This is a genomic window from Oscillospiraceae bacterium (assembly GCA_035380125.1).
Lineage (GTDB): Bacteria > Bacillota > Clostridia > Oscillospirales > JAKOTC01 > DAOPZJ01.
This window is the reverse complement of the sequence record DAOSWV010000004.1, coordinates 94,130-119,311: the sequence shown is the minus strand read 5'-3', so window position 1 is coordinate 119,311 and position 25,182 is coordinate 94,130. Positions and strand designations below refer to the sequence as shown.

The 25,182-nt window shown below is 49.6% G+C and carries 19 protein-coding genes, 5 tRNA genes and 1 pseudogene; 14 read left to right on the top strand and 11 right to left on the bottom strand.

Annotation, left to right across the window (positions count from 1 at the left end):
• Positions 1–3 precede the first annotated feature (3 nt).
• The 5 genes from PK629_02410 (at position 4) to PK629_02390 (ending at position 5,801) form a co-directional block, all read left to right on the top strand.
• On the top strand, positions 4–1,749 hold the full coding sequence (locus tag PK629_02410; GenBank protein HOP10320.1) for an NADH-dependent [FeFe] hydrogenase, group A6: 1,746 nt from the start codon (positions 4–6) through the stop codon (positions 1,747–1,749).
• Between the two features lie 129 nt (positions 1,750–1,878).
• On the top strand, positions 1,879–2,403 hold the full coding sequence (locus PK629_02405) for a QueT transporter family protein (GenBank protein ID HOP10319.1): 525 nt from the start codon (positions 1,879–1,881) through the stop codon (positions 2,401–2,403).
• 309 nt (positions 2,404–2,712) lie between these two features.
• Positions 2,713–3,915 (top strand): trypsin-like peptidase domain-containing protein, encoded by a 1,203-nt coding sequence (locus PK629_02400; protein HOP10318.1) that lies wholly within the window; start codon positions 2,713–2,715, stop codon positions 3,913–3,915.
• Positions 3,916–4,057: 142 nt separating this feature from the next.
• Positions 4,058–4,621 carry a helix-turn-helix domain-containing protein gene (locus PK629_02395; protein ID HOP10317.1) on the top strand — a complete coding sequence of 188 codons (564 nt, stop codon included), beginning with the start codon at positions 4,058–4,060 and terminating at the stop codon, positions 4,619–4,621.
• Positions 4,614–5,801: an MFS transporter gene (locus tag PK629_02390; protein HOP10316.1), complete on the top strand. Its 1,188-nt coding sequence runs from the start codon at positions 4,614–4,616 to the stop codon at positions 5,799–5,801. The genes PK629_02395 and PK629_02390 overlap by 8 nt, the downstream gene beginning before the upstream one ends.
• Before the next feature lie 70 nt (positions 5,802–5,871).
• Here the strand turns inward: PK629_02390 and rplA are convergent, their stop codons facing one another.
• The 5 genes from rplA to rpmG all read right to left on the bottom strand — a co-directional run bounded on the left by rplA (position 5,872) and on the right by rpmG (position 8,039).
• Positions 5,872–6,564: a 50S ribosomal protein L1 gene (rplA, locus tag PK629_02385; protein ID HOP10315.1), complete on the bottom strand. Its 693-nt coding sequence runs from the start codon at positions 6,562–6,564 to the stop codon at positions 5,872–5,874.
• 17 nt (positions 6,565–6,581) lie between these two features.
• Positions 6,582–7,007, bottom strand: coding sequence for a 50S ribosomal protein L11 (gene rplK, locus PK629_02380; GenBank protein HOP10314.1), 426 nt, complete (start codon positions 7,005–7,007; stop codon positions 6,582–6,584).
• 121 nt (positions 7,008–7,128) lie between these two features.
• Positions 7,129–7,647: a transcription termination/antitermination protein NusG gene (gene nusG, locus PK629_02375; GenBank protein HOP10313.1), complete on the bottom strand. Its 519-nt coding sequence runs from the start codon at positions 7,645–7,647 to the stop codon at positions 7,129–7,131.
• An 8-nt stretch (positions 7,648–7,655) separates the two neighbouring features.
• The gene (secE, locus tag PK629_02370; GenBank protein ID HOP10312.1) at positions 7,656–7,874 is read right to left on the bottom strand and encodes a preprotein translocase subunit SecE; all 219 of its coding nucleotides are present in this window, start codon (positions 7,872–7,874) and stop codon (positions 7,656–7,658) included.
• 15 nt (positions 7,875–7,889) lie between these two features.
• Entirely contained in the window at positions 7,890–8,039 is a 150-nt protein-coding gene (gene rpmG / locus PK629_02365) for a 50S ribosomal protein L33 (GenBank protein HOP10311.1), read from the bottom strand.
• Between the two features lie 408 nt (positions 8,040–8,447).
• Here rpmG and PK629_02360 point away from each other — a divergent pair, with 408 nt between their 5' ends.
• Positions 8,448–9,977 carry an ATP-binding cassette domain-containing protein gene (locus PK629_02360; protein ID HOP10310.1) on the top strand — a complete coding sequence of 510 codons (1,530 nt, stop codon included), beginning with the start codon at positions 8,448–8,450 and terminating at the stop codon, positions 9,975–9,977.
• A gap of 317 nt (positions 9,978–10,294) precedes the next feature.
• Here PK629_02360 and srtB read toward each other — a convergent pair whose 3' ends face one another.
• On the bottom strand, positions 10,295–11,167 hold the full coding sequence (gene srtB, locus PK629_02355) for a class B sortase (protein HOP10309.1): 873 nt from the start codon (positions 11,165–11,167) through the stop codon (positions 10,295–10,297).
• Positions 11,168–11,391: 224 nt separating this feature from the next.
• Here srtB and PK629_02350 point away from each other — a divergent pair, with 224 nt between their 5' ends.
• The 8 genes from PK629_02350 (at position 11,392) to PK629_02315 (ending at position 17,120) form a co-directional block, all read left to right on the top strand.
• Positions 11,392–13,266 carry a heparinase II/III family protein gene (locus tag PK629_02350; protein HOP10308.1) on the top strand — a complete coding sequence of 625 codons (1,875 nt, stop codon included), beginning with the start codon at positions 11,392–11,394 and terminating at the stop codon, positions 13,264–13,266.
• Positions 13,267–13,275: 9 nt separating this feature from the next.
• The gene (locus tag PK629_02345; protein HOP10307.1) at positions 13,276–14,943 is read left to right on the top strand and encodes a formate--tetrahydrofolate ligase; all 1,668 of its coding nucleotides are present in this window, start codon (positions 13,276–13,278) and stop codon (positions 14,941–14,943) included.
• 109 nt (positions 14,944–15,052) lie between these two features.
• Positions 15,053–15,128, top strand: a tRNA-Val gene (locus PK629_02340).
• 3 nt (positions 15,129–15,131) lie between these two features.
• Positions 15,132–15,208, top strand: a tRNA-Asp gene (locus PK629_02335).
• Between the two features lie 3 nt (positions 15,209–15,211).
• Positions 15,212–15,287: transfer RNA gene (locus PK629_02330), tRNA-Phe, on the top strand.
• Positions 15,288–15,379: 92 nt separating this feature from the next.
• Positions 15,380–15,455 (top strand) — tRNA-Gly (locus PK629_02325).
• A 44-nt stretch (positions 15,456–15,499) separates the two neighbouring features.
• A tRNA-Cys gene (locus PK629_02320) sits at positions 15,500–15,574 on the top strand.
• 586 nt (positions 15,575–16,160) lie between these two features.
• Complete coding sequence (locus tag PK629_02315; protein ID HOP10306.1) at positions 16,161–17,120, top strand: uroporphyrinogen decarboxylase family protein; 960 nt, start codon at positions 16,161–16,163, stop codon at positions 17,118–17,120.
• Positions 17,121–18,159: 1,039 nt separating this feature from the next.
• Here PK629_02315 and ugpC read toward each other — a convergent pair.
• The 5 genes and pseudogenes from ugpC to PK629_02290 all read right to left on the bottom strand — a co-directional run bounded on the left by ugpC (position 18,160) and on the right by PK629_02290 (position 25,167).
• Positions 18,160–19,305 (bottom strand): annotated as a pseudogene (gene ugpC / locus PK629_02310) (sn-glycerol-3-phosphate ABC transporter ATP-binding protein UgpC).
• Positions 19,306–19,421: 116 nt separating this feature from the next.
• A complete protein-coding gene (locus tag PK629_02305) occupies positions 19,422–20,279 on the bottom strand; it encodes an ABC transporter permease subunit (GenBank protein HOP10305.1) in 858 nt (285 codons plus the stop codon).
• Positions 20,276–21,790: a sugar ABC transporter permease gene (locus PK629_02300; protein ID HOP10304.1), complete on the bottom strand. Its 1,515-nt coding sequence runs from the start codon at positions 21,788–21,790 to the stop codon at positions 20,276–20,278. Before PK629_02300 ends, PK629_02305 begins: the two co-directional genes overlap by 4 nt.
• Positions 21,791–21,905: 115 nt before the next feature.
• Positions 21,906–23,150 (bottom strand): extracellular solute-binding protein, encoded by a 1,245-nt coding sequence (locus tag PK629_02295; protein HOP10303.1) that lies wholly within the window; start codon positions 23,148–23,150, stop codon positions 21,906–21,908.
• A 55-nt stretch (positions 23,151–23,205) separates the two neighbouring features.
• The gene (locus PK629_02290) at positions 23,206–25,167 is read right to left on the bottom strand and encodes a glycosyl hydrolase 53 family protein (protein HOP10302.1); all 1,962 of its coding nucleotides are present in this window, start codon (positions 25,165–25,167) and stop codon (positions 23,206–23,208) included.
• Positions 25,168–25,182: the final 15 nt, after the last annotated feature.

Sequence of the window (25,182 nt, the reverse complement as noted above, 5' to 3'; positions counted from 1 at the left end):
GATATGGAACCCAAAATGCTCAATGTGAAAATCGACGGTATCAGCGTCAGCGTTCCGGAGGGCTCGACCGTTCTGGAAGCTGCCCATGCCGCCGGTATTAAGATCCCCACCCTTTGTTATCTCAAAGGTGTCAACGAGGTCGGCTCCTGCCGTATCTGCGTTGTCGAAGCGACCGGCGCAAGAGGTCTTGTGGCCGCTTGTATGCACCCTGTCACCGAAGGGATGGAGGTCAAAACCAATACTGCGAAACTCCAGAAAGCCCGCAAAGGTACGCTGGAATTGATTCTTTCCAATCATAATAAAAAGTGCCTTTCCTGTATCCGCAGCGGCAGCTGTGAACTTCAGGGACTGTGCCATGAATACGGCGTGGACGAGGATAAATACTCCACCGTTCCCGACGAGACCATCTATGACGACTCCGCAGTCCACATGGTCCGCGACGACTCCAAGTGCATTCTCTGCCGCCGCTGCATCTCGGCCTGCGAAAAGGTTCAGGATATCGGCGTCATCGGCCTTGTCAACCGCGGCTTCGACACCCATGTCGGCACTGCTTTCGACCGGCCGCTGGGCGATGTCTCCTGTGTCTCCTGCGGACAGTGCATCGTCGCCTGCCCGACCGGTGCGCTGCATGAAAAAGATCAGACTGACGAAGTCTTCGCGGCACTCAGCGACCCCGAAAAGTTCGTCGTCATTTTCCCCGCTCCGTCGATCCGTGCAACACTCGGCGAATGCTTCGATATGCCGATCGGCACCGATGTCACCGGAAAAATGGCCACCTCCATGCGCCGTCTCGGTTTTGACCGTGTCTTTGACACCAACTTCTCAGCCGATCTGACCATTGTCGAAGAGGCTCATGAGCTGATCGACCGTGTTTCCAACGGCGGCACTCTGCCGCTGATCACCTCCTGCTCACCGGGTTGGATCAAATTCTGCGAACATTATTATCCCGAGATGATTCCCAACCTGTCCAGCTGCAAATCGCCGCAGCAGATGTTCGGCGCAATCGTCAAGACCTACTACGCCGAAAAGAACAATATTGACCCCAAAAACATCGTCTGCGTTTCGGTCATGCCCTGCACGGCCAAGAAATTCGAAGTCGGCAGACCCGATCAGGATGCCGCAGGCGTTCCGGACGTCGATATCGCACTGACCACCCGTGAATATGCGCGCATGGTCAAGCTGGCCGGCATTGACTTCGTGAATCTGCCCGACGGCGATTTTGACCACCCGCTCGGTTCTTCCACCGGCGCTGCTGTCATCTTCGGCGCAACCGGCGGCGTTATGGAGGCAGCCCTTCGTACCGCAGTCAGCACCCTCACCGGTAAAGAGGATGACAACATGGTCGTCTTTAACGAGGTCAGAGGCGCTGACGGCGTTAAGACCGCCACTTACAAAGTCGCGGGCATGGACATCAAAGTCGGCGTCGCAAGCGGCACCGGTAACGCACGCAAACTACTCGAACGCGTCAAAGCGGGCGAACAGTTCCACTTCATCGAAATCATGTGCTGCCCGGGCGGCTGCATCAACGGCGGCGGTCAGCCGCAGCAGTCGGCGGAAGTCCGCAGTTGGACCGATCTGATCGGCCTGCGTTCCGCAGCGCTGTATAAAAACGATGCAAACAAAGCCATTCGCCGTTCGCACCAGAATCCGGACATCATCCAGCTTTACAAGGAGTATCTGGAGAAACCCGGCAGCCACAAGGCGCATGAGATTCTGCATACCACCTACATCGCCCGCAAAAAGTTTTAATCGGATTCCCGGCAGCGGCGGTTGACCAGCTCAACCGCCGCTGTTTCGATTAAGGGGCAGAACATGAAGACAGCCCTCCATCCCCTGTTTGTGCCTAACCCATTTCGCGCTGAAGGAATGAATTTTATTATGAAAAACAATCTCACGGCAAGGCACATCACCCGCGGCGGCGTTATCGCGGCCGCATACGCCGTGCTCACGCTGATCCTCTACCCGATCGCTTTCGGGCCGGTTCAATGCCGCCTTTCGGAGGCGCTGACCGTACTGCCGGTCTTCACACCCTCGGCAATCTGGGGACTGACATTGGGCTGCGCCATTTCGAACGGCGTTGCCATTCTCACCGGAAACACGATCGCCGGCGTTTGGGACGTCCTGTTCGGTTCTCTGGCAACTGGTATTGCCGCTGTCTGCACCTATTTCACAAGAAAAATTCAATTTAAAGGACTGCCGCTGCTGTCCATGGTTTTTCCCGTCGTTCTAAACGCGCTGGTCGTTGGCGCGGAACTCACAATCGTAGAAAAGGGCTTTCTCGATTGGCCGTTGTTCGGATTCAATGCACTCTCGGTCGGCGCCGGTCAGGCGATTGCCTGCTTCGGCGGCGGATTATTGCTATTCAAGGCCGTGGATAAAACAAAACTCGGTTCATTGTTATAAATTTATTGATTAAACAAATTTTGCGGGCGGAATTCGCCCGCTTTTTATTTGCAAAACGATTGCAAAGATGGTATTATATGAACAATATTGAAATTTTCGATTTTTATCAATCGGATGTCGTAACACAATGATTTAAAAAAGAATCGGTAAAATCAATCAACGCTTAGCGTATTTACCAATACTTTAAATATTTCATCATGATTTGCTCACAATGGTTCTTTAAAATACAAGCGACGAGTCAAGAGATTCGCCTGAATCCAATATGCTTGCATCATTTATTTTTATCCATTGATATAAAAGGAGATTGCCATGTCAAAAACCTTAAAAAAAGTTCTTTCAGCAGTTGCGGTGTTTGTCGTTATAACCCTTGCCGCAACCGGATGCTCAGGGAATTTTCAACCTGTTTCTTCACAGTCGAGTTCTGTGATTTCCTCGCTTCAACAATCCTCTGTAGAGAGTTCTGTTGATTCATCTTCTGAGCTGAACACCTCCAGTGAAGAATCGTCCTCCTCGCCGGTCAAAGCTTCTGCCACCACAACGACTTCGATGATTACCGGTACCACAAGCCGTACGGGAATTGCCGACATCATCGACAACATTGCCGACAGTGTCGTTGCCATTAATGTCACCGGCGTTGCTTATGACTACTTCAACCGTTCCTATCCCACAGAAGGCAGCGGTTCGGGCGTCATCATCTCATCTGACGGCTATATCATCACCAACAACCATGTTATCAGCGGCGGCAATAAAATCACGGTCTTTTTGAAAGACGGACGTTCTTTCACCGCCGACCTCGTCGGAAAAAGTTCGAGCGATGATGTCGCGCTTCTGAAAATCGATGCTACCGGCCTTACCGCCGCTAAAATCGGTGATTCTTCCACTTTGCGTGTCGGTGATGACACCATCGTTATCGGCAACCCGCTTGGTGAATTACAAGGCACCGTCACTACGGGCATTATCAGTGCGCTCGAGCGTGAGATTGAACTTGACGGTACCACCTTTACCGTTCTTCAGACCGACGCAGCCGTCAACCCCGGCAATTCCGGCGGCGGTATGTTCGATTCAAACGGAGAACTGATCGGTATTGTCATTGCAAAAACATCTGAAACCGGTGTTGAAGGTCTTGGGTTCGTACTCCCGATCAACAGCGTCAAACCTGTTGTGGAAGAGTTGATGGAAAACGGTTATGTCACAGGCAGACCCTATATCGGCCTTTATTCGGTCGACATCGACAGCTATCTGTTGGCTCGCATGAATAACGTTGAATATATGGGTGTCTATGTTCAGTCGGTAGATACCGACAGCCCCGCCGAACTCGCAGGACTTCGCGCAGTCGACTTGATTCAAAAAATCGACGGGGTGGCTATCACCGAGGCAAGTCAAGTCACTGAAATCATTCAAAGCAAGAGCATAGGCGATCAGGTTGTATTTGAAATCTACCGCCAGGGCAATTATTCCGAGACCGGGGAGAATCTCACGATAACTGTCACAGTTGGCGAAAACAAAGGATAAACAAAAACCGGAGATGCATGCATCTCCGGTTTTTGTTTTATATTTAAACTGTTCCGGGAAATTCGGAGCAGTTTTGTTTTTTTCTTGACATTACTCTTTGTGTAATGTTATTATATTCGTAACATGAGAAAGGAGCTTTCAAATGGACACCATCTTTTTATCCGGAAAGAAAGAATTAGATATTTACATCAATCCGCAAAGGCAGGAGTTATTACGCCGCATGCGTATTTCCGGCACTCCGATGACGCCGAAACAGCTCGCCGATCAAATGGATATTTCCGCCTCAGCCGTGCAACATCATATTAAAAAGCTCATCGGACTCGGTATTGTGGCGCTTCATCATACCGCGCATATTCACGGCATTTTAGCGAGCTATTACGAAGTGTTGCCCAAAACGGTCAGCATCGGCTGCCAATTCGATGATATCAATGAGGTTCAACGGATTGCTTTTATGCAGAATGAATTGAACTCGGTGTTTTCCGGAATCGCAGATTATTATAAGAATGATTACAAAAACATAAAACCAGATGAACAACACGGCGATTTTCTCTCCGGCATTGTTTATCTTAAAAATGATGAGGCGAAAGAACTTTACGGCATCATCCGAAAATTCTTAGACGAACATCACCAGAATAAACAAGAGAATACCGTCCCATGGGAATATGCCCTGATTGCATATCCGATTACAGAAGAAACAGATGCGTAAAATATTTTTGATAATCACTTTTTTAAAGAGCTTTTCCGTTGGGGTTATGATGCCGGTTCTTGCTCTGTCTCTAATTGCTCACGGCGCTTCAATCAACACCATATCTCTGCTTTTAGGCACATATTCGCTCACTGCCCTTTTTGCCGAATTCCCAAGCGGTATATTTGCCGATATCTGCGGAAGGAAGAAATCGGCTCTGTTAGCTTATTTTTTATCAGCCGTCTCATTTGTATTTTTGTTGTTTTCAAACACTTTATGGCTCTTATTTCTATCCATGGTTTTCACGGGCCTGGGGCGCGCTTTTGCCTCAGGGAGCATGGATGCTTTGATTATCGACGACACTGTCTCAAAGGGGATAACACTCGTTAAGGTGACAAGCCGACTTTCGATTTTTGAAAGCGCGGGGCTTGCCGCCGGTGCGCTGGCGGGTGGGTGTCTGTCCGGTATCATACAGCGTTATACCGCCAATATTTTAACCGGCCTGATCATTAACGTTCTGTTATTGATGGTATTAATTTTCTTCGTTAAGGAAAAACATAGCGATTTGGAAAATAAACCGAACAAAAACAAGATCGGTATACAGATTAAAAACAGCTTGAGCTTTTTATCTCAAAAAGGGCTCGTACGAATTTTATTGGTATTTACAATCCTCACAGGTACAGCATTGTTTTCTGTCGAGACATACTGGCAACCGGCTTTCAGCGAAATTTCTTCAGCCTCTTGGCTTTTAGGTGTCACCAGTTTTACGGGTTTTGCTTTTGTTATTTTAGGCAGCAAAATTGCCGAGTGCTTTTTGGCCAAAAAGCCGAATTTCAGCGTGCTTTGGTTAATCATCAATAAACTCATATTTGGTATTTTACTATCCCTATTCATGCTGCAAAACCAAATCCCACTGTTTATCGGAATGTACGTATTCATCTACTTTTTTGTCGGAAACGGCAACGTTACAGAAAACACTTTATTAAATCAAATTGTCTCTCCCGATCAACGGGCAAGCATTCTCTCTTTATTCTCATTCATTCTGCAAGCCGGAGGCATCATAACCGCTCTGCTTGGCTATATCGTCAGTACACAAACCAACTACCGCGTGATTTGGCTGATCGCAGGTATTTTACTCATTCTCGGTGTGGGGCTGTGCGTCCTATTATATCGCAGAGCGATAATAAAATCACCCGCTTAAAAAAATCCTGAATAAATTATAAAGCAAAAAGTGCCGCAGCAAAAGCTGTGGCACTTTTTTGGAATTATGATTAGACCAGTTTGCTGGGCATGATCTTGACTGCCGGACCCATGGTCGAAACCACGGTGCAGGAGCGGATATACTGTCCCTTTGCCGCAGCCGGCTTGGCCTTGATGATGGCGCCGAGTAAAGTGTTGAAGTTCTCTGCCAGTTTCTCTTTGCCGAAACTCGCCTTACCGATCGGGCAGTGGATGATGTTGGTCTTGTCCAGACGATATTCGATCTTACCGGCTTTGGCTTCGGTGACTGCCTTGCCGATATCGGGCGTAACGGTGCCGGCCTTGGGGTTCGGCATCAAGCCGCGCGGACCGAGAATTTTACCGAGGCGGCCGATCAGACCCATCATATCGGGAGTTGTGATCAACACGTCGAAATCCATCCAGTTTTCTTTCTGGATCTTTTCGATGAATTCTTCGGCACCGACATATTCAGCGCCGGCTGCCGTAGCCGCTTTTACCGCATCATTTTTGCAGATTGCGAGTACGCGGACGGTTTTGCCCGTTCCATTGGGAAGAACGACCGCGCCGCGGACCTGCTGGTCGGCATGGCGGGAGTCGACGCCCAGACGGACATGGACTTCGATGGTCTCGTCGAACTTGGCTTTGGCAGTCTGGGCGCAGAGCTCCATTGCCTCTTCAACTTCATATTGTTTGGTCTTGTCGTACAGCTTTACGCTGTCGTCATATCTCTTTCCGTGTTTCATATCCCTGTTTCCTCCCGTCAGTCGACAACTTCGACGCCCATGCTGCGCGCGGTACCGGCGATCATCTTCATCGCGGTCTCGACACAGGAGGCGTTGAGGTCCACCATTTTGGACTCTGCGATCTGGCGAACCTGAGCAGAGGTGATCTTGGCGACCTTGGTCTTGTTGGGCACACCGGAACCGCTCTCAATGCCGCAGGCCTTTTTAATCAGAACTGCCGCAGGCGGTGTTTTGGTGATGAACGAGAAAGAGTGGTCCGCATAGACCGTGATAACAACCGGGATAATGAGTCCCATGTCGTTTTTTGTTCTCTCGTTGAATTCCTTTGTGAATTGCATGATGTTCACGCCGGCCTGACCGAGTGCCGGTCCGACAGGCGGTGCCGGTGTGGCTTTACCGGCGGGGATCTGAAGCTTGACATAGCCAATGACTTTTTGAGCCATTTTTCTTTCCTCCAATTTTGTGGTTTCTGGCGGACATTCTATGAACATCCTCCCACTGACGCCTGATACCTCCGGCGTCCGGAGTTCACCTCAACTGAAGTGATCACTTCAATAAAGTGATTTATACCGGTGTGATCTGATCCATAGCCAGATCGACCGGGGTCTCCCGGTTCATCACGAACACCATCACGCGCACACGGCCTTCAGCGGTGTCGATTTTATCGACAACACCGGTCATGCCGGAGAACGGACCATCCATGATTTCAACGGAATCGCCGACTTCATAGTCGACTTTGACACTGCGCGTTTCAACGCCGAGGGCGTTGATCTCCGCTTCTGAAAGCGGTTCGGGTTTGGAAGCTGCGCCGACAAAACCGGTCACGCCTCTGGTGTTTCGGACGACATACCAAGATTCATCGGTCATCACCATTTTGACGAGCACATAGCCGGGAAACAATTTTTGTTCGACCTCGCGGGTCTTATTGTCCTTGATCTCGGTCACGGTCTCGAGCGGGATCTTGGTCTCGAGAATCAGATCCTGCATATGGCGGTTCTCCACCATTTTTTCAAGATTGGTGCAGACCTTGCTTTCATACCCTGAATAGGTATGCACGACATACCATTTTGCGGCTTCAGGCATAGTTCCTCTCAGCTTCCTGCGATCACGCCGGCCAGCAACAGCAGCAGGCGGTCGAATCCAAAGAGCAGTGCGGCGCAGATGATGACGACCACCATAACCAGCATAAATCTCTTAAATGCCTCTTTATGCGTCGGCCAGGTGATTTTTTTCATCTCAAGACGGACTTCTTTCAGGAATTGTCCGAGCTTTGCAAAACCCTTTTTCGGAGCGGCGGCATCGTTAGCCATTTTTGTACCTCCCCGTTACTTCGTCTCGCGGTGGAGTGTGTGTTTACGGCAGAATCTGCAGTACTTGTTCATCTCCAACCGGTCGGGATCGTTCTTCTTGTTTTTGACTGTGTCATAGTTGCGCTGTTTGCACTCCGTGCAGGCCAGCGTGATTTTGACCCTCATGACGGCACCTCCGTTACAGCGGTCTTCCCGCCTTAGTTTGCCTCCCTCAAGGGTGAGTTCTTGTCCTTCACGCAAAAAAGTGCAGACAAAAAATAAGCCCTCTCTGAGGTGATTGTCATTGTATCATAATTCGGACGCACTTGTCAACCCCTATTATGCCATATTTTCGGGCGAAATGCAACATTCTCGATTGACAAAATCCGCTTTTCGTGTTACACTCAATCCATCTTTCCCGATAGGAGTGAAAAGATGTACAATTAACCGCTTGAACGACACATCACTTGGCGTAATCGAATCTTGACTGGATTCGAACACACTTTGTTATGCTGTCGGAAAAGACGGTTTTTTTGTTTGTCTTAAAATAAATTTCCGGTTCTTTTTTGACAGCTTTGAGGGAGGAATTTTCAGATGCTTCAAATCTTGAATTTAACCATATCGCTTTCTAAAAACGGCAAGAAAATCTTAGACAATTTCACTTTTTCGCTCAATCCGGGCGATAAAGCCGTCATCATCGGAGAAGAGGGCAACGGTAAGAGCACCCTTTTAAAGTTGATTTATGACCCGGCTCTGGTCGAGCATTATATCGAATACAGCGGTAATATCCTGCGCGACGGATTGAAATACGGCTATCTCAAGCAGGAACTTTCCGATGCCGAAAAACAACTCTGCGTAAGAGAATTTTTATCGGATGACCGTTTGTTTGAGACGCTTTTGCCCGACGAACGCGCCGAAATTGCCGCACAGCTCGGGTTGAACCCGCAAATGTTCAATTCCGATCAATCAATGAGCACCCTCTCGGGCGGCGAAAAGGTCAAAATGCAGATGGCGCGGATTCTGGCTGCACGGCCCGATGTGCTGCTGCTCGATGAGCCGACCAACGACATTGACATTAAGACCCTCGAATGGCTGGAAACCTATATCAACCGCTGCGGACTGCCGGTGCTGTTCGTCTCCCACGACGAAACGCTGATCGAGCGCACGGCCAATGTCATCATCCATCTCGAACAGGTGGTGCATAAGCGCAACGCCCGACATACGATTGCAAGAATGCCGTATGCACAGTATATCGACGAGCGTATGCGCGGCCTTGTCCATCAGGAACAGGTGGCAAGAAAGCAGCGCGAGGATTATAAAGCCCAACAAGAGCGTTGGAAGAAGATTCATGACAAGGTCGAACGCGATCAGGAGAATATCTCTCGTCAAGACCCCGGGGGCGCTCGTCTTTTAAAAAAGAAGATGAAGGCAGTCAAATCGCTGGAACACCGGTTTGAGCGCGAAAAAGAGGACTTTGAGGAGATTCCGATTGTCGAAGAGGCCATTTTCATGAAATTCGCCGAGGGCACCGCTCTGCCCCGCCAAAAAGAGGTCCTGCGGCTGTCGCTGCCGGAACTTAAAATCGGCAGCAGGATTCTCTCGAAAAACATTGAACTTAACGTATCCGGCGGAGAACACGTCGGAATTATCGGCGACAACGGCACGGGCAAGACCACACTGCTGCGGCTGATCGCGGACGAACTGCTCCGGCGAAAAGACCTGAAAGCCGCCTATATGCCGCAGGATTACGAGGATTCGCTCGACTTATCCCAATGCCCGCTTGATTTCCTTGCGCCGTCCGGCAAAAAGGAGGACATCACCCGCGCACGAATCCAAATGGGCAGCATGCGCTTCACCCACGAAGAGATGCTCGGAACCATCGGCGGACTCTCAGGTGGTCAGAAGGCCAAACTGCTGTTTTTAAAGATGACGCTCGACGGCAGCAATGTGCTGATCCTCGACGAGCCGACACGCAATTTCAGCCCGCTCTCCAATCCGGTCATCCGCCGCGTATTGCGGCAGTACGACGGCACGATCATCAGCGTAACCCACGACCGCAAATACCTCGCCGGGGTCTGTGACACCATTTATGAAGTGACGCCTGAGGGACTTTTCAAAGTGTAATTTAAATTGTAGGGCGCGGCATCCCTGACGTGCCGTATGGATTTCCATGCAGCCGACTTTAATCAGAAGGGCAACGGAAGTGCAATGCGCACCCTTACAATGAAAAATCGTATAAACGGCGCGTCAGGGATGCCGCGCCCTACTACTATACGAAGCACTGAAAAATTCCATACGGTGGGACGGGGTCTTCACGCCCTACGATAAAAAACAAAACAACTTAAGAACAACTTAAGGTAAACAAAAAACAAGGGCTCGGAGGTTTCCCCGAGCCTTTTGTCTTTTTTTTAACGGTTACTTGCTTATTAAAAATCCATTATTCAGCTCGCGTATTGGCCGGGCATAATCACATCGTCGTTGAGTTTTGCCGCTGAGGTGTCGACGTCAGTGCTTTCATCCTCACGGATTTCGCGGGCAAAGATGGCATACCGGCCGTCTTCAATATCATACGAACAGGTGACCAGCGAAATAATCAGATCGTCTTTTTGGACGTCAACATCAATATCAAGCAGACTGTGCGCCCGAATGGTGTCTATGTAATCCATAAAACTGTCATCACTCGAAAACTGCGAATACAGCTTAAACTCATCGTCTGAACCGTTATCGGGCGAAGCGTCCATCAGCACGACGGCGAAAATCTTATATTTGGAATAATCGTAAAGGGTATTAAACTCGACAATCGGGTGCTGTTGATAATACTCAACCGAAGTGTATTCGTCAAGCGTGGAAAACATCGCTTGGGTTTTCATATTATGGCCGTAAATGACAATATTCTTGCCCTTGGGATTAAATATGCTTTGATAATCGAGGAAGATCGTGCCGTTGCGGTTATAGCTGCCGTCATAAGCGGTGCGCAGATAGTCGTCGTTATTTTCGGTCTGAACCACGACATAGTCGATCGGCGTGTCCTCAATTTTAATCCAGCCAACCGTGTCTTTGTTTTGATCATACAGCGTTCGGAAAGCCGGCAGAATATCATTTTCTCCCATTGGTGCCGTAATCTGCTGCGCCGCACTCTGCATTTCAGATGCCAGTTGTTCTTTTTCCTTTTCGCTCTTATACCCGTCGTACCAATCCAAAAACAGAATGCCGGCACAAATCAAAAGAATCATCATAAAAATGGTGATCAATACGATTTGTATTTTGGACATCCCTTGTTCTCTCGGCGGTTGTTTTTCTCTAATTTCGTTCATTTCTATCTCCCTGAAAAAGGATACCACTATATTATATCGCCTATGCCGTTATATTTCAAGTGAGTCATAACGCTCTAAATCGTTTGATTGTGGCAAAAATCGTGAAGCCACTCAAAAAATCAACATCAGGATAAGCGGTAAGTGGCTTCACAATGGTTGCTTTTTAAGGTATCTCATGATAAAATGGACACAATTCGGAATACCGAAGTTCTGGAGGGATCAATATGGCATACATCCAAGATTATTCAGCGCTTAAACAAAAAATAGATCAATACGACTGGGCTGAAAAGCTCTATGATAAGATGAAAACCGGCGTCGACGCATTTATCGATACCTATCACGACGATATCAACCGCCGCAACGGCTGGGGTCATAACTACATCTGCGAAAAATGCGGCACCGGTTTAAAATTCGACAAGGATATCCCGATGGGGCAGCCCTGCCCTGCCTGCGGACACATCAATATGGGTTGGCGCGCCAATGACGCCTGGAACACTTCATATCGCGGCAACGCCAACGGCAACGCAAAAAAAGCTGCGATTTTATACAAGCTCACCGGCGATACGAAATATCTCGAATATATTAAAAAAGTTCTTACATTCTACCTCGAAAATTATCAGAAACTGCAGGTATGGGTTGTCCATCCGATGTACTTAGGCCGAATCAACGGCCAGCACCTTTCCGATGACGGGTGTGTGATCTCTCTTTTGACCGCGATGATGATTCTCGGCGATGAACTGGATGAGGGCTTTGTCACCGAACTGGGTGAAAAATTCTTTATTCCGGAAGGACATTTTCTCAAGCCGTTCTGCTATTACATTAATAATATTCCGGTATGGGATCTGTGCGCCATTGCGACCATCGGCATTTTCTATAAACAGCCCGATCTTATTGAATACGCCTTCGAAAGCGAATTCGGCCTGATCAATCAGGTCGCGTTGGGCATCACCAAGGATTATTTCTGGTATGAGGGTTCGGTGCATTATCACTTCTACTGCATTGCTCCGATGACCGATCTGATCTATTTTGCCAAGTCGTCCGGCTATCAGGCCGACTGCATCGACAAACTCGCTAAGATTATTGAAAAGATGTACGTTATGCCGGCGCAGATGGCATTCAAAAACTGTATGCTGCCCAATCCCAACGACGGCTGGCCGTTCATCTCCATGGCTAACTTTGCCGGACAATATGACGTTGCCTCAGCCAGTTTCGATCATCCGATGATCAAGTGGGCCGCGACGATGATGTATGACGACCGCTCTCCGCTGCTCGATCATAACGGCGTCCCGAGTCCATCCCGCGGCGGCGATCTGCCCCGGCTGTTATTCGGCATCAACCCTTCGGACTACGACAAATATCCACGCGAAAAGCTCGAAACCCGGCTCTGGGAAGACACGGATTTTGCCATGCTGCGCGATAAGGATCTCGAGGTGTTCTTTAAATACGGTCTGATCATCGCCTCGCATTCGCATTTCGATATCATGAACATCGAAATTTCCGCGTTCGGCGAATCGGTCTGTTATGATCTCTCGACCAACGGCTATGGCTCGTTCCTGTTTAATTGGCAGCAAGGCACGCTTTCACACTGCACCGTCGCGACCGATAAAGTCAATATCCCGAAAAAGAATAAAGGCAAGCTGCTTGAATACGATAAAGATACTGCACATATCAAAGCGCTCAGCGAAGACGCCTATCCCGGTGTCGACTATATCCGTGACCTGAAGCTCGACAATAACACCCTGCATGACAACTTCACCTGTACCGGAAAAGACGGCAAGCCGCACACCTATGATTATTTCTTCCACTGCCTGGGCGAGCCGGAATTCAATTTTGAGGCGAAAGAAGTCCCGCCGTTTACCGAAAAACTCTACGACACACTGCAGGAATTGAAGTGTTATGAGAGTGACGGCGATATCAAGTTTTCCTACAAACTGCCCGACAAGCGGGTTGATATCACGCTCAAGGGCCAAAAAGACACAAAGTTCTATCTCTTTAAAGGCTATGCCCAGACCGGCAAACACTTCCGCTGGGGCATCATGGCCCGCCGTAATGCCGTTGATACGACCTTTGCCGTCGATTATAAATTTTCAAAGATTTGAGGTTATTGAATGCTTTCCGACATCGAAATCGCCCAAGCAGCCAAGTCACTGCCGATTGCCGAAATCGCCGATAAACTCGGGATTCCGTCCGACGAACTCGAACCCTACGGAAAATATAAGGCAAAAATCACGCAATCGGCTTTTGAACGAACCGCAGACCGCCCCGACGGAAAATTGATTTTGGTCACCGCGATCAACCCCACCCCTGCGGGAGAGGGCAAGACCACAACCACCGTCGCACTCGGACAAGCGATGAGACAGATCGGAAAGAATGCCATTATCGCACTGCGCGAACCGTCTCTCGGACCGGTGTTCGGCATCAAAGGCGGCGCTGCGGGCGGCGGTTATTCCCAGGTGATTCCGATGGAGGACATCAACCTCCATTTTACAGGCGATATCCACGCAGTCACAGCTGCCAATAACCTGCTGTGCGCCGTAATCGATAATCATATCAACCATGGCAATGCCCTGCGTCTCGATACAAGGCGTATTTACTTCAGCCGCTGCATGGACATGAACGACCGTGCGCTGCGCGAAATCATTGTCGGCATCGGCGGCAAAGCCAACGGCTTTATGCGCTCCGACAGCTTTAACATCACCGCGGCTTCCGAGGTTATGGCGGCACTTTGCCTCTGCACGGACATCGCCAATCTCAAAAAGCGACTCGGTGATATTCTTGTGGGTTACGACCTCGAAGGGAATGCGGTCTTCTGCCGTCAGCTGAACGCACAGGGTGCAATGGCGACACTCCTTAAAGATGCGGTCAATCCCAACCTTGTTCAAACCCTTGAGGGTACGCCCTGCCTGATGCACGGCGGCCCGTTCGCCAATATTGCCCACGGCTGCAACTCTGTCAGAGCGACAAAACTCGGGTTGAAACTGGCCGATTACTGCATCACGGAGGCCGGATTCGGCGCCGATCTGGGCGCGCAGAAGTTTTTTGATATCAAATGCCGCGCCGCCGGTTTGACGCCGTCTGCGGTCGTGCTGGTCGCCACAGTGCGCGCATTAAAATACAACGCAGGCATTGCAAAAGCCAAACTCGGTATTGAAAACGCAGCCGCAGTCGAAAAAGGCAGTGTAAACCTCGCTGCCCACATTGAAAATATTAAAAAATACGGGCTTCCGGTCGTTGTCGCCGTCAACCGCTTCCCGACCGATACTCCCGAGGAAATCACCGCCATCCTGCAAATTGCTGAACGATACGGCGCCGACTGCGCGGTCAGTGACGGCTTTTCGGAGGGCGGGAAAGGCGCCGTATATCTTGCTGAAAAAGTCGCGGCAGCAGCAGATATGGGGGGAAATTTCAAACCGCTCTGCACCGATAAAATGACGGTCACCGAAAAGATCGAACGTATTGCCCGGGAAATTTACGGTGCGAATGAAGTTGTGTTTGAGGATATGGCTTTAAAACGTCTGAATGAAATTCAGGCCCTCGGGCTGGACAAATTGCCCGTCTGCATCGCCAAGACCCAATATTCACTCAGCGATGATCCCAAGAAACTCGGACGGCCGAGAAACTTTAAGCTGACGGTGCGCAATCTGCGTCTTTGCACCGGCGCGGGCTTTGTCGTGGCACTCACGGGTGATATTATGACCATGCCCGGATTGCCCAAAGTGCCGGCCGCAAGCACTATCGACATCGATCAAAACGGTCTTATAAGCGGATTATTTTAAAGGCGGAAAAAATCTAAAAAAACTGGTTTTTGGTATTGACAATACCCTTCGAATTGTGTTATTATGTTATCCGTCGCCGGCTGGCAGAGAGGTTCTCCGGGACGCGTGGGGGAGCATAGCTCAGCTGGGAGAGCATCTGCCTTACAAGCAGGGGGTCACAGGTTCGAGCCCTGTTGTTCCCACCAAATGGCTCGGTAGTTCAGTTGGTTAGAACGCTAGCCTGTCACGCTAGAGGTCGAGGGTTCGACCCCCTTCCGAGTCGCCACTTGCCTCTGTAGCTCAGTTGGTAGAGCAGGGGACTGAAAATCCCCGTGTCGTTGGTTCAATTCCGACCGGAGGCACCATTTACCCCGCGCCGTCCCAACACCACCTTCCCTGCACCGCGATTCTTCTGCCGACGCGGACTAACCCAAAGCGTCTCCAGCGACGCAAATTTGCGGATGTAGCTCATCCGGTAGAGCGCAACCTTGCCAAGGTTGAGGTAGCGAGTTCGAGCCTCGTCATCCGCTCCAAAAAACGAGGGTGTATAAAAATATACACCCTCGCATTCATCCCCGGCACCATAGCCAAGCGGTAAGGCAGAGGTCTGCAAAACCTCTATTCCCGAGTTCGATTCTCGGTGGTGCCTCCAAAAATGGAAGAGTACCCGAATGGGTGCTCTTTTGTTTTTAGAAATACAGAGAATGGACTTTTCGATCTCTCAGAGAATCGGTTCACCGATTCCCTGGTGCCCTCCAAAAATGGAAGGGTACCCGAAGGGGTGCTCTTTCGTTTTTAGAAATACAGAGAATCGGACTTTTCGATCTCTCAGAGAATCGGTTCACCGATTCCCTGGTGCCCTCCAAAAATGAAAGGACTCCTTTAGGGTGTTCTTTTGTTTTTTTAGAAATTCAGAGAATCGAACTTGTCGATCTCTCGGGAAATCGGTTTACCGACCTAACCCTCCAAAAATCACTCGTAAGATTGTGAGTGCTTTAGTTTATTTATGCTTTCTCCCACAAAAAGATATTCTCCGGCCGAGGAATTTGTAACCGCCCAGTGGCTACCGCTCAAGAGTACTTAAGTATGCGGACACTTATAATCAAGTATTTCCTTTAGACAAAAATTTTTATTTAATATTTTGTATTTTAGGATTTACAAAACAACTGTGAATTTGTATAATGGGCATATCGCGATCCCAAATTTTGATAATCTTTTTATAAAAAGGAGTTATTGTTATGACCAGGCGGGAGAATTTTTTCCGGGCAATTCAATTCAACAAACCGGAGTGGGTGCCTTTGAATACGGGATACTGCCCCGAGCCGTATAAGAGCATGGGCGACTGCATGTGCGTCGGCTACAAAGCCGCTGCTCCGGGCGAATGGCTTTACCATTTTACAAAACTCGAAGGCGACAAGACCATCGGACAGGTCACCGAGCACCCATTGAGTTCCGTTCAGGCCATATTGGACTTCAAGGCCCCCCCGCTCGCGCTCGACGTCCGTTTTCAGGGCGTGAAAGAACGCGTTGATGATCTGAAAAAGCAAGACTTATTTGTCTTCGGTTCCATGGCCAATTATTTATTTGAACGGATGCATTATCTGGTGGGCATGGAAGATCTTTTCGACTATCTCTATAACGAGCGTGAGGCGATTCAATCCCTCGGTGACAAGATCGTCGATTTTCAGTGCGAAATGATCAAGGAATACGCCAAATGCGGCGTTGACGCTCTTTGGGGCGGCGACGACTGGGGCCTTCAAGATCGTTTGATGATCGCACCTGATCTGTGGCGTGAACTCTTTAAGCCCTGGTATACCCGTATGTTTCAGACAGCCAAATCCCTCGGACTGATTACATATATGCACAGCTGCGGCAAAAACAATGATATTATCAACGATCTTATCGAATGCGGTCTCGACGTGATCGAGCTGCACCAGCCGACCGTATACGGCGTCGACTGGCTCTCTAAAAACGCCGGAGGGCGGTTATGTTTTTCCACAACCGCCGATCTGCAGCGTACGCTGCCAACAGGAGATAAAGAGACCATTTTGAAGGAAGTCATCGCGTTAAAAGAGAAACTGGGCAGCTTTAACGGCGGCCTGCTGTATGAGGTCTATCCCGATTATCAGGCATTGGACATCACCCCGGAAACCGTGGAATATTACGTCGACTGCTGTGTGAAGAATCGCGCGTATTAAGAAGTCATCTTGAAATAACATATTAAAATCCGCCGCCCGATTTTCATCGGGCGGCGGTTTTATACTTTTTCGTCCGGTTTACTTCATTTACGCCTCTTCAGGTCATCGGGTATTCCGACTCCATGATAAACGCTGGCAAATAAAAATTTGAATATGTTGACGGAGCGACGAGGGCGCCGCTCCCTACGTATCAAACATACACTGAGGTCAGAAACACGCGCTATGCGGCTTTCGATACGCAGATTTTATGACGCGTATGAAACCGGCATCATGCCGGTTATGCGATAATCATATCGACCTTGTCATCAATAATGACCAGGGATTTGAGGTCAATATCCAGATGGATATCTCCTGAGATTTCTGTATTCGTTTTAGCTGTGATTTGCGCGTCGCCGATTTTGACGACGGCAAACTGTTCGCTACCGTAATCCAACGTTTTTTCCACACTACCCGAAATCGAACCCTCCCCTGCCTTTACCGCATACGGTGAAAATTCGAATCGCAGTTTTTTCTTGAATACGTTCATGCCGCCGCCCGTGACCAACCGCTTTAGCATCTCATCGGTAATTTCATATTCACCGTTGGCGATGGTCAGCGTGAATTCGACGACCTTCTTTTTAATGATTTTGCCGTGTTCTTCAACCGGCTTTTTCAGCACTTTCCGGTTAACCGCACCATAGAGGACGTTTTTCAACTCCAGCGGTTTATGCAAGGGTCTGCCGTCTCTCGAGATTGCTATGCGCTTCATATCCAGTCCGATCTCCAATTCACCGGGCTCGATGTCACGGTCGGCTTTGGCAAAGAAGACTCGCTCTGCACTCTGAAGATGCAGCAGATCGGTTCCGGAAATCATCTCCCGCTTAACACAGGTGACTTTCTGCGTACCTACAAAGGTAATGGAATCCGTAGGAACTTCCACCGAAACATCGCCGTCCTTGGTTTCCAATGCTTTCGGAAGCGGAAATTCCAGTCCGTCGAATTTTAGGACATTATTCTCGACTGTACCGTCGAAGGCGTTGACCTCCGGTAAACGGGGGCTGATAGATTTTTCGGTCTCTTTATCAAAAAAGTGCAGATACTGGAATGCAAATGCCAGTTTCACAATGTCTCCGGCTTTCATCTGCACACCCTGCTCCGAATCCACTTTAAAGACGACGCTGGTTTTGGTTTCCGCAACCTTGTCGGTCTGCCCGGCGAGATCGCCGAATACCAGCGTCTCATCTCCGAGTTCCTCGGTGTGTGAAACCGTACAGCGAACGGCTGCATCCGGATGTTTGTCGACATAATCCGAGTCGCAGATTACCTTTTCCGCCCGGATGCCGAGTACGACTTCCTTTTTACCGTCCAGATATTCAGGCTTGACTTTGAGGAAATTCGCATACGGAACCTTCAGAATGTCCTCAGTGCCGAATAGGTCAATCTCAACCATATTGCCCTTGCGTTTGAGGGTGGCCTCGAAAAAGTTCATCTGCGGTGTGCCGATAAAACCGGCGACGAACTTGTTGCCGGGGTAATTATAGAGGTTGCGCGGCGTATCAATCTGCTGGATAAAGCCGTCCTTCATCACGACGATGCGGGTGCCCAGCGTCATGGCCTCGGTCTGATCGTGGGTAACATAGATAAAGGTCGTGCCAAGTTTTTGGTGAAGCTTGCTGATTTCGCTGCGCATCTGGGTGCGCAGTTTGGCGTCGAGGTTGGAAAGCGGCTCGTCAAGCAAAAACACTTTCGGATTGCGCACAATTGCCCGCCCGAGCGCGACACGCTGGCGCTGGCCGCCCGACATGGCGCGCGGCTTGCGGTCAAGGTATTCGGTGATACCCAGAACTTCGGCGGCTTCAAGCACACGCTTATGAATCTCTTCGTTTTCCAGATTCCTCAATTTCAGTCCGAACGCCATGTTTTCATAGACGCTCATGTGCGGGTAGAGCGCGTAATTTTGGAAGACCATTGCGATATCGCGGTCTTTCGGCTCGACGTCGTTGACGATCAAATCACCGATTTGTATCTCACCCGCAGTAATATCTTCAAGCCCGGCGATCATGCGCAATGTAGTGGATTTTCCGCAGCCGGAAGGCCCGACAAAGACGATGAACTCCTTGTCGTCAATATCCATCGTGAAGTCGCTGACAGCCTTTACACCATTGGGGTAGACCTTATAAACATGCATCAAACTCAGATTTGCCATTTTTATGTCCATCCTTTCGATCGTCATTGCGAGGGGTTTTAGCCCCGCGGCAATCCAGATTAAGTGGTGTCCAAAAACGCTTAGATGATCCGCGCTTCTCCTCGCAAAGACGGAGATTACCCTTTGACCGCACCGCCTGTCACACCGGCCACATAATACTTCTGCAGCAGCATGAACAGAATCGTGATCGGAATTGCGATGACGACACCTCCGGCGCAAAATCGCGTGAAATAGTTGACGATATGTTCTTTATCGAGGAAGGTATACAGGCCCACCGCCACGTTATAGCTCTTGGTGTTGCCAAACGCAATCAGTGAAGCGAACATATAGTCACCCCAAGGCGCCATAAACGCCATCAGCGTCGTATAGATCACAATCGGCTTTGCCATCGGTAAGATGATTTGATAAAACACCGTGCGGCGATTGGCACCGTCAATTCGGGCGGCCTCGTCGAGCGCACGCGGAATCGTATCAAAATAGCCCTTCGCGATATAATACCCCATGCCCGAACTGCCGACATAAATCAACATCAGCCCCACGATGTTCTGAGTCAGGCCGACCAGTTTGAGCACAAAGTACACTGCGATCATCGACATAAAGCCGGGGAACATCCCGAGCACTAAAATCAAATTCATCAAAAACCGCCGCCCGCGGAACCGCATTCTCGACAGTGTATAGCTGACCATCAGCACGATGACGGTTTGGAACACCGCGACGACCAACGCGACGAGCAGTGTGTTGGTAAACCAGCGCAGGAATTCCGTTTTGGTAAACAGTTCGATGAAATTGACGAACGACCACTGGCGCGGAAAAACGTAATTAACCATGCCGGTCGATTCGCCCCGAAACGCCTGGAAAATCAGATAGACGAACGGGATCAGCCAGACGATGCTGATAAAAATCAGAATGATATAAATAAAGGTGTTTGCCGTGGCCTCGGCGCGCTTTTTGCTGCGCAGTTTCGTATTGCTCATTGGAAGTCCTCCTCATCCTTGACCGACCGCGACCGGTTATACACGATCAGTGAGAACACCGCCACGACCACGAAGACCATGATGCCGATGACGGATGCCATCTTGTAGTCGCTGGTCTGGGTCATGGTCAGCTTATACAGCCAGGTAATCAGGAGGTCGGTGTACCCGGCAGGCGATTCGTAATTTAATGTGTATGGTGCGCCCGCGGTCAACAGATAGATGACGTTGAAGTTGTTGATATTGGCGATGAACGAGGTAATCAGATACGGCGTGGTCACGAACAGCATATACGGCAGCGTAATCTTCATGTACATCTTGAACGGGCTTGCGCCGTCAATTTTAGCCGACTCGTACAGGTCCTCGGGAATATTCATCAAAATGCCGGTCGCGATCAGCATCAGATACGGAATACCGACCCAAATGTTGATTAAAATCACCATTACGCGGGCGAGTCCTCCGGTGGTCAGCCAAGAGATCTTTTCAGCAATCACGCCCCACGAAAGCAACAATCCATTGATGATGCCGTCTTCGGCGAACATCTTTGAAACCAACAGCAGTGAGATAAACTGCGGAACTGCGATCGTCATCACCAATGCCGTCCGAAAGATTCGTTTTCCTTTGATGCCTTTCTTGTTGATCATGAGTGCCACGATCATGCCGAGAAAATAGTTTGAAAAGGTTGCAAAGAAAGCCCAGACCAATGTCCAAATCAACACCGAGCCGAATGTAAATCCGAATTTGGTTCCCGTCGCCACCGAATTGACGCCGAACAAAGTGGCAAAATTCTGCGTGCCGACCCAAGTAAATAATTTTCCGGGCGGTTGATGCAGGGCGTCATAATTCGTGAAAGCGACTAAAATCATAAACACGATCGGAATGACCGTGAAAATCAAGATTCCGAGCAGCGGCATCGCCAGCAGCGTCTTATGATATTGCTTGTCTGCCATCGCACGGATATCGTCACGCGCCTTGTCAAGCCGGAAACCCAACTCTGTCAGCTTTTGCGCTTCTCTGTTTTGAATACAATTGCTGTGCCATACATAGATAAACGCGACAATAAAGAAAATCGTCAACAACCCATACAGTAAAATGAGCATGCTGTTGTCGATATATGTATTGAACGTCAGACCTGTCTCGGGGTCTACTGTCGAAACTAAAGCGACTTCCCCCAGAGAACCGAGTTTGGCGAGATATTTCCAACCGAAAAGAATCATATAAGCGATGAAAATAAGTTCGAAGAACAGATACAGAAGGCCGCGCAGCACCTGACCGCGGGCAATCTGACCGAACCCCATCACAAAAAATGAGGTCCGTGTCTTCCAGTCACCGTTTTTAAACACTGTAAATACTTCTGTAAAAATCCCCGCGAACTTTTTCAGACCCTTGCCGAGTTTTTGCGGGATACGCTTAAAAAACGCGCCGGTATTGTGCGGCAGTTTTTTAAAAAAACGTTTGAACCGGAAGCAAAACTTCTGCCAAGACGTCATCTTTAAATATTGCAGATCTACCATTTAAAACACCCCCGTGAATGTAATGGGGTAAAAGGGCGCCGCAAAACGAAATTATTCTTTTGCGGCGCCCTTCGCGTGAAAGTTTACTGCTTTTTCGAAAGCTATCCTTAATTAATTACTGTGTGACATCCGCTTTCAGATAGGCGACAAGATCGTCGAGCACTGTCTGCAGCTGGGCATCGGTGTAGTCGTTATAAACACCCGCATTGACGTCGGTGCCGAACGCCTCCATCTTGGTCCAGTAGTTGGCGCTGCACTGCGGCTGCGCCGGTGAATAGACCAGCTGTGCCTGAAGGGCTGCAAGAGCTTCATCCGCCAGAACCGCCGAATCCTGCTGCGCGGTCTTGTTGGACGGACCCCAGCCTTTGGCATTATAACGCGCCAGCTGGACATCGCCGCTTGTCAAATAAGCTGCGAGTTTGTGAGACGCAACAACCGCTTCCGCACTCTGGGTCGGATTGACGCCCAGCAGTTTAAAGCCGCCCCAAGCGCCCATCTGAACCTGTTGTCCGTCAACCGTCATCGTCGGCAGTTTGGAAACGCCGTAATTGTCGCCCAAATAGCCCTTGATGTTGGCAGCATCCCAAGTTCCGGAGATCGCCGCACCTGCTTGACCGCCGTCGGGGTTGAACTGTGCAGCAAAACTGTCGCTGCGCTGGAATCCCGGATTCTGAGCCATTGCGATCAGCGCCTTGAAGGCCCCCAAACCGGCTGCGGAATTGAAGTCACAGTCAACGGTGTTAATGGCACCTTCACTGTTAGCGGTTGTGGTGTAGTGGCAACCCGCGCCGAAGAAGAAGGTGACCAGATACCAACCGCTCTGGTTTTCCATGTAGAAATACTTTCCGGCGTTCTCACACTGTGTCAGGATCCCATCCAGCGTTGAAGGATCGGTGACAACGCTCTTGTCATAGAACAGGAAATAGCCGTTGTCACTGGTCAGCGGATAGGCATACATCGTATCACCCATCGTTGCAGCCGCAACCGAACCGGCGTCATTATTGGCCTGCGCATCTGTCATATACGTTCCGCCCAGTGGGCTGAGTGCGCCTGCCTGCACCAAACGGCCGAGCTGATCCTGCGCAAAGGCGAATACGTCGGCGCCGGCTTCAACGTCGGTGATCATCTGGGTCGCCGCTTCACCTTCGCCCATCGCGGAAACCGTGATGGTGAACTTTTCGGCGAGGTCGGGATTGGCCGCAAGGAATTCGTCGCATTTGGTCTGTGTGAATTCCACGACCTCGTCAGCGGCCCATACGAGGATATCTTCCTTTTCCGCCGGGGTGCTGCTGCACGCCGGCAGAATGCCGCACGCAAGTACCATGACGAATGCCAATAGTACTACCGCAAGTTTCTTCATTTCGTATTCCTCCTACAAAATTTATCTGTAACTTACTTTCGTAAGATACATTCAATCATTCCACCGGGTTGAGCAGCACGTCGTCAATCGTGCCCCATGCACCGGCCCCGCATTTAACATAGATGCCTACCGTGATCTCACCGTTCACACTGATATTCTCAATCGTCGGACTGTCCCATACCCGCCAGGAACTGATCTCAGCCGTTTCGGTTTTCTTTTCGCCGTTGACAATCGTGTAAATATAGATATTCTGTACCTCGGCATCCCCGCCTTGAATCGATAGAGAGAAATTATAAATTCCCGGCGCAAGTCCCGTGACTGTCTGCTCAAGCGTAAACGCCACTTCGCTCTCGCTCCAGAAATGAAACGACTTGCTCCCCGTGAGTGCATCGGTAGACTTATCGAGCACATAGAGTTCGTCGACATTCGAGAGGTTATCAACCTTCCACATCGAGATATCGTCGTCTTCAAAACTGTAATTATCGATGTAATTGCGTTCGACCATCGACAGGTAACAAACCGCCTTTTTGCCGCCTGCCTCTCCGTTGATAACATATTTAGCGACCTCACCGTTTGACATAGCCGTCAAATCGGCTTGTTCCCAAGTGACCGGAACCTGTTTGGTTGTGCCGTCATTCATAATCGCTGTCACGGTCTCCGGCAACTTGATTTCTTCTTTCAAACGAACGGTCAGTTCGACGTCCTCAGTCGCATCAACCGCAACTTCGCAGGTCGTACCGGTATAGACGTATTTAAAAATTTTCAATGACTCCAGCGGATGGCCGGTGCTGTCGAACATCGCCTGATTATCCCACGCACTGCCTCCGTAATAAATACCCGCGTCATCGGGATCATATTCCGCCGAATACGAAGAAGCCCAGCCGCTGCCGTATTTTTCCCACAATACACTGTTTTCCTCAAAACTCGCACCGCCGACGCTGATCCAAGCCGGTTCCCAGTAAAAGAACCCGATTCCCGCTTCGCCGACATCCGCCACCGCCCGAATGGTTTCTGCCACTGCAGTCGCCTGTCCCTGCACCGTCAGCGGATAGTTTTTCGTATAATTCTTTTCTTCACCGATGATATTGGCATTGAAGTCACTGTCCTCGGCTGTATAAGCATATGACATCTCAGCCACCATTACCTTTTTGCCGTAGGTGTCGGCAATTTTTTTCAAAATTGCGGTGAGATTATCGAGTGTACCGTGCCAATAGGGGTAATAACTTGAGGCGAAAACATCGTAATCCAAATTATATTTGTCGAGATTGCGGGCGAATTTTTCGTAATTCGCCGCATTTTCGGGATTTGTAAAGTGTACGGCAATCAACGTATTCTTATTGACCTCGCGGCTGGCTTTTGCACCTGCCGCCATCAGTGCGCAGATGTTCATCCAGGTGTGCTCTCCCGCAAGCCCCGTTGTCGTCTCGTTGCCTAATTGCACCATCCCGACGTCGACGCCTGCCTTTTTCAGCTTGGTCAGGCAGTCCAGCGTATAATCATAGAGTGCAGTACATTTTTGATCGATATCCATATCGGCCCAAGCTTTTGGAGTCTGCTGCTTACTCGGATCAGCCCAAAAATCGGAATAGTGAAAATCCACCAGCAGTTTCAAACCCGCTGCCGTAGCCCGTTTTCCGATTAATATTGCCGTCTCGATATCACAGTTGCCGCCGCCGTATCCGTTGCCCGCGGCATCAAATGGGTCGTTCCAAACCCTGACGCGGATATAATTGACGCCGTTTTGCGCCAGTGTGACAAAGATATCCTGTTCATTTCCGCTAAAATCATAGAATTTTACGCCGCTGTTTTCCAAAGAGATCACGCTTGAGATATCCGCACCCATAATAAAATCGTCGGACAGATTCTCGATTTTATCGACGAAAAGTGAACTCTCGGGAACGTCGTTACCATACTCCGCTGCGTTCGGCATGGGATTATAAACACAGCCGTAAGACAAAAGCAGACACAGGGCAAGTGGCATAAATAAACCACGGATGCTCTTTCTCACCTTCATCATCACGACCATCCTTTC

Excerpts from the sequence above, each read along its gene's own strand:
- PK629_02300 (HOP10304.1), bottom strand. The coding sequence starts at position 21,790 with ATGGTAGATCTGCAATATTTAAAGATGACGTCTTGGCAGAAGTTTTGC.
- srtB (HOP10309.1), bottom strand. The coding sequence starts at position 11,167 with ATGAACGAAATTAGAGAAAAACAACCGCCGAGAGAACAAGGGATGTCC.
- rpmG (HOP10311.1), bottom strand. The coding sequence starts at position 8,039 with ATGAGGGTCAAAATCACGCTGGCCTGCACGGAGTGCAAACAGCGCAAC.
- PK629_02405 (HOP10319.1), top strand. The coding sequence starts at position 1,879 with ATGAAAAACAATCTCACGGCAAGGCACATCACCCGCGGCGGCGTTATC.
- PK629_02315 (HOP10306.1), top strand. The coding sequence starts at position 16,161 with ATGACCAGGCGGGAGAATTTTTTCCGGGCAATTCAATTCAACAAACCG.
- PK629_02350 (HOP10308.1), top strand. The coding sequence starts at position 11,392 with ATGGCATACATCCAAGATTATTCAGCGCTTAAACAAAAAATAGATCAA.
- secE (HOP10312.1), bottom strand. The coding sequence starts at position 7,874 with ATGGCTAACGATGCCGCCGCTCCGAAAAAGGGTTTTGCAAAGCTCGGA.
- PK629_02390 (HOP10316.1), top strand. The coding sequence starts at position 4,614 with ATGCGTAAAATATTTTTGATAATCACTTTTTTAAAGAGCTTTTCCGTT.
- PK629_02410 (HOP10320.1), top strand. The coding sequence starts at position 4 with ATGGAACCCAAAATGCTCAATGTGAAAATCGACGGTATCAGCGTCAGC.
- PK629_02395 (HOP10317.1), top strand. The coding sequence starts at position 4,058 with ATGGACACCATCTTTTTATCCGGAAAGAAAGAATTAGATATTTACATC.
- PK629_02305 (HOP10305.1), bottom strand. The coding sequence starts at position 20,279 with ATGAGCAATACGAAACTGCGCAGCAAAAAGCGCGCCGAGGCCACGGCA.
- PK629_02360 (HOP10310.1), top strand. The coding sequence starts at position 8,448 with ATGCTTCAAATCTTGAATTTAACCATATCGCTTTCTAAAAACGGCAAG.
- PK629_02400 (HOP10318.1), top strand. The coding sequence starts at position 2,713 with ATGTCAAAAACCTTAAAAAAAGTTCTTTCAGCAGTTGCGGTGTTTGTC.
- PK629_02290 (HOP10302.1), bottom strand. The coding sequence starts at position 25,167 with ATGATGAAGGTGAGAAAGAGCATCCGTGGTTTATTTATGCCACTTGCC.
- rplA (HOP10315.1), bottom strand. The coding sequence starts at position 6,564 with ATGAAACACGGAAAGAGATATGACGACAGCGTAAAGCTGTACGACAAG.
- PK629_02295 (HOP10303.1), bottom strand. The coding sequence starts at position 23,150 with ATGAAGAAACTTGCGGTAGTACTATTGGCATTCGTCATGGTACTTGCG.
- rplK (HOP10314.1), bottom strand. The coding sequence starts at position 7,007 with ATGGCTCAAAAAGTCATTGGCTATGTCAAGCTTCAGATCCCCGCCGGT.
- PK629_02345 (HOP10307.1), top strand. The coding sequence starts at position 13,276 with ATGCTTTCCGACATCGAAATCGCCCAAGCAGCCAAGTCACTGCCGATT.
- nusG (HOP10313.1), bottom strand. The coding sequence starts at position 7,647 with ATGCCTGAAGCCGCAAAATGGTATGTCGTGCATACCTATTCAGGGTAT.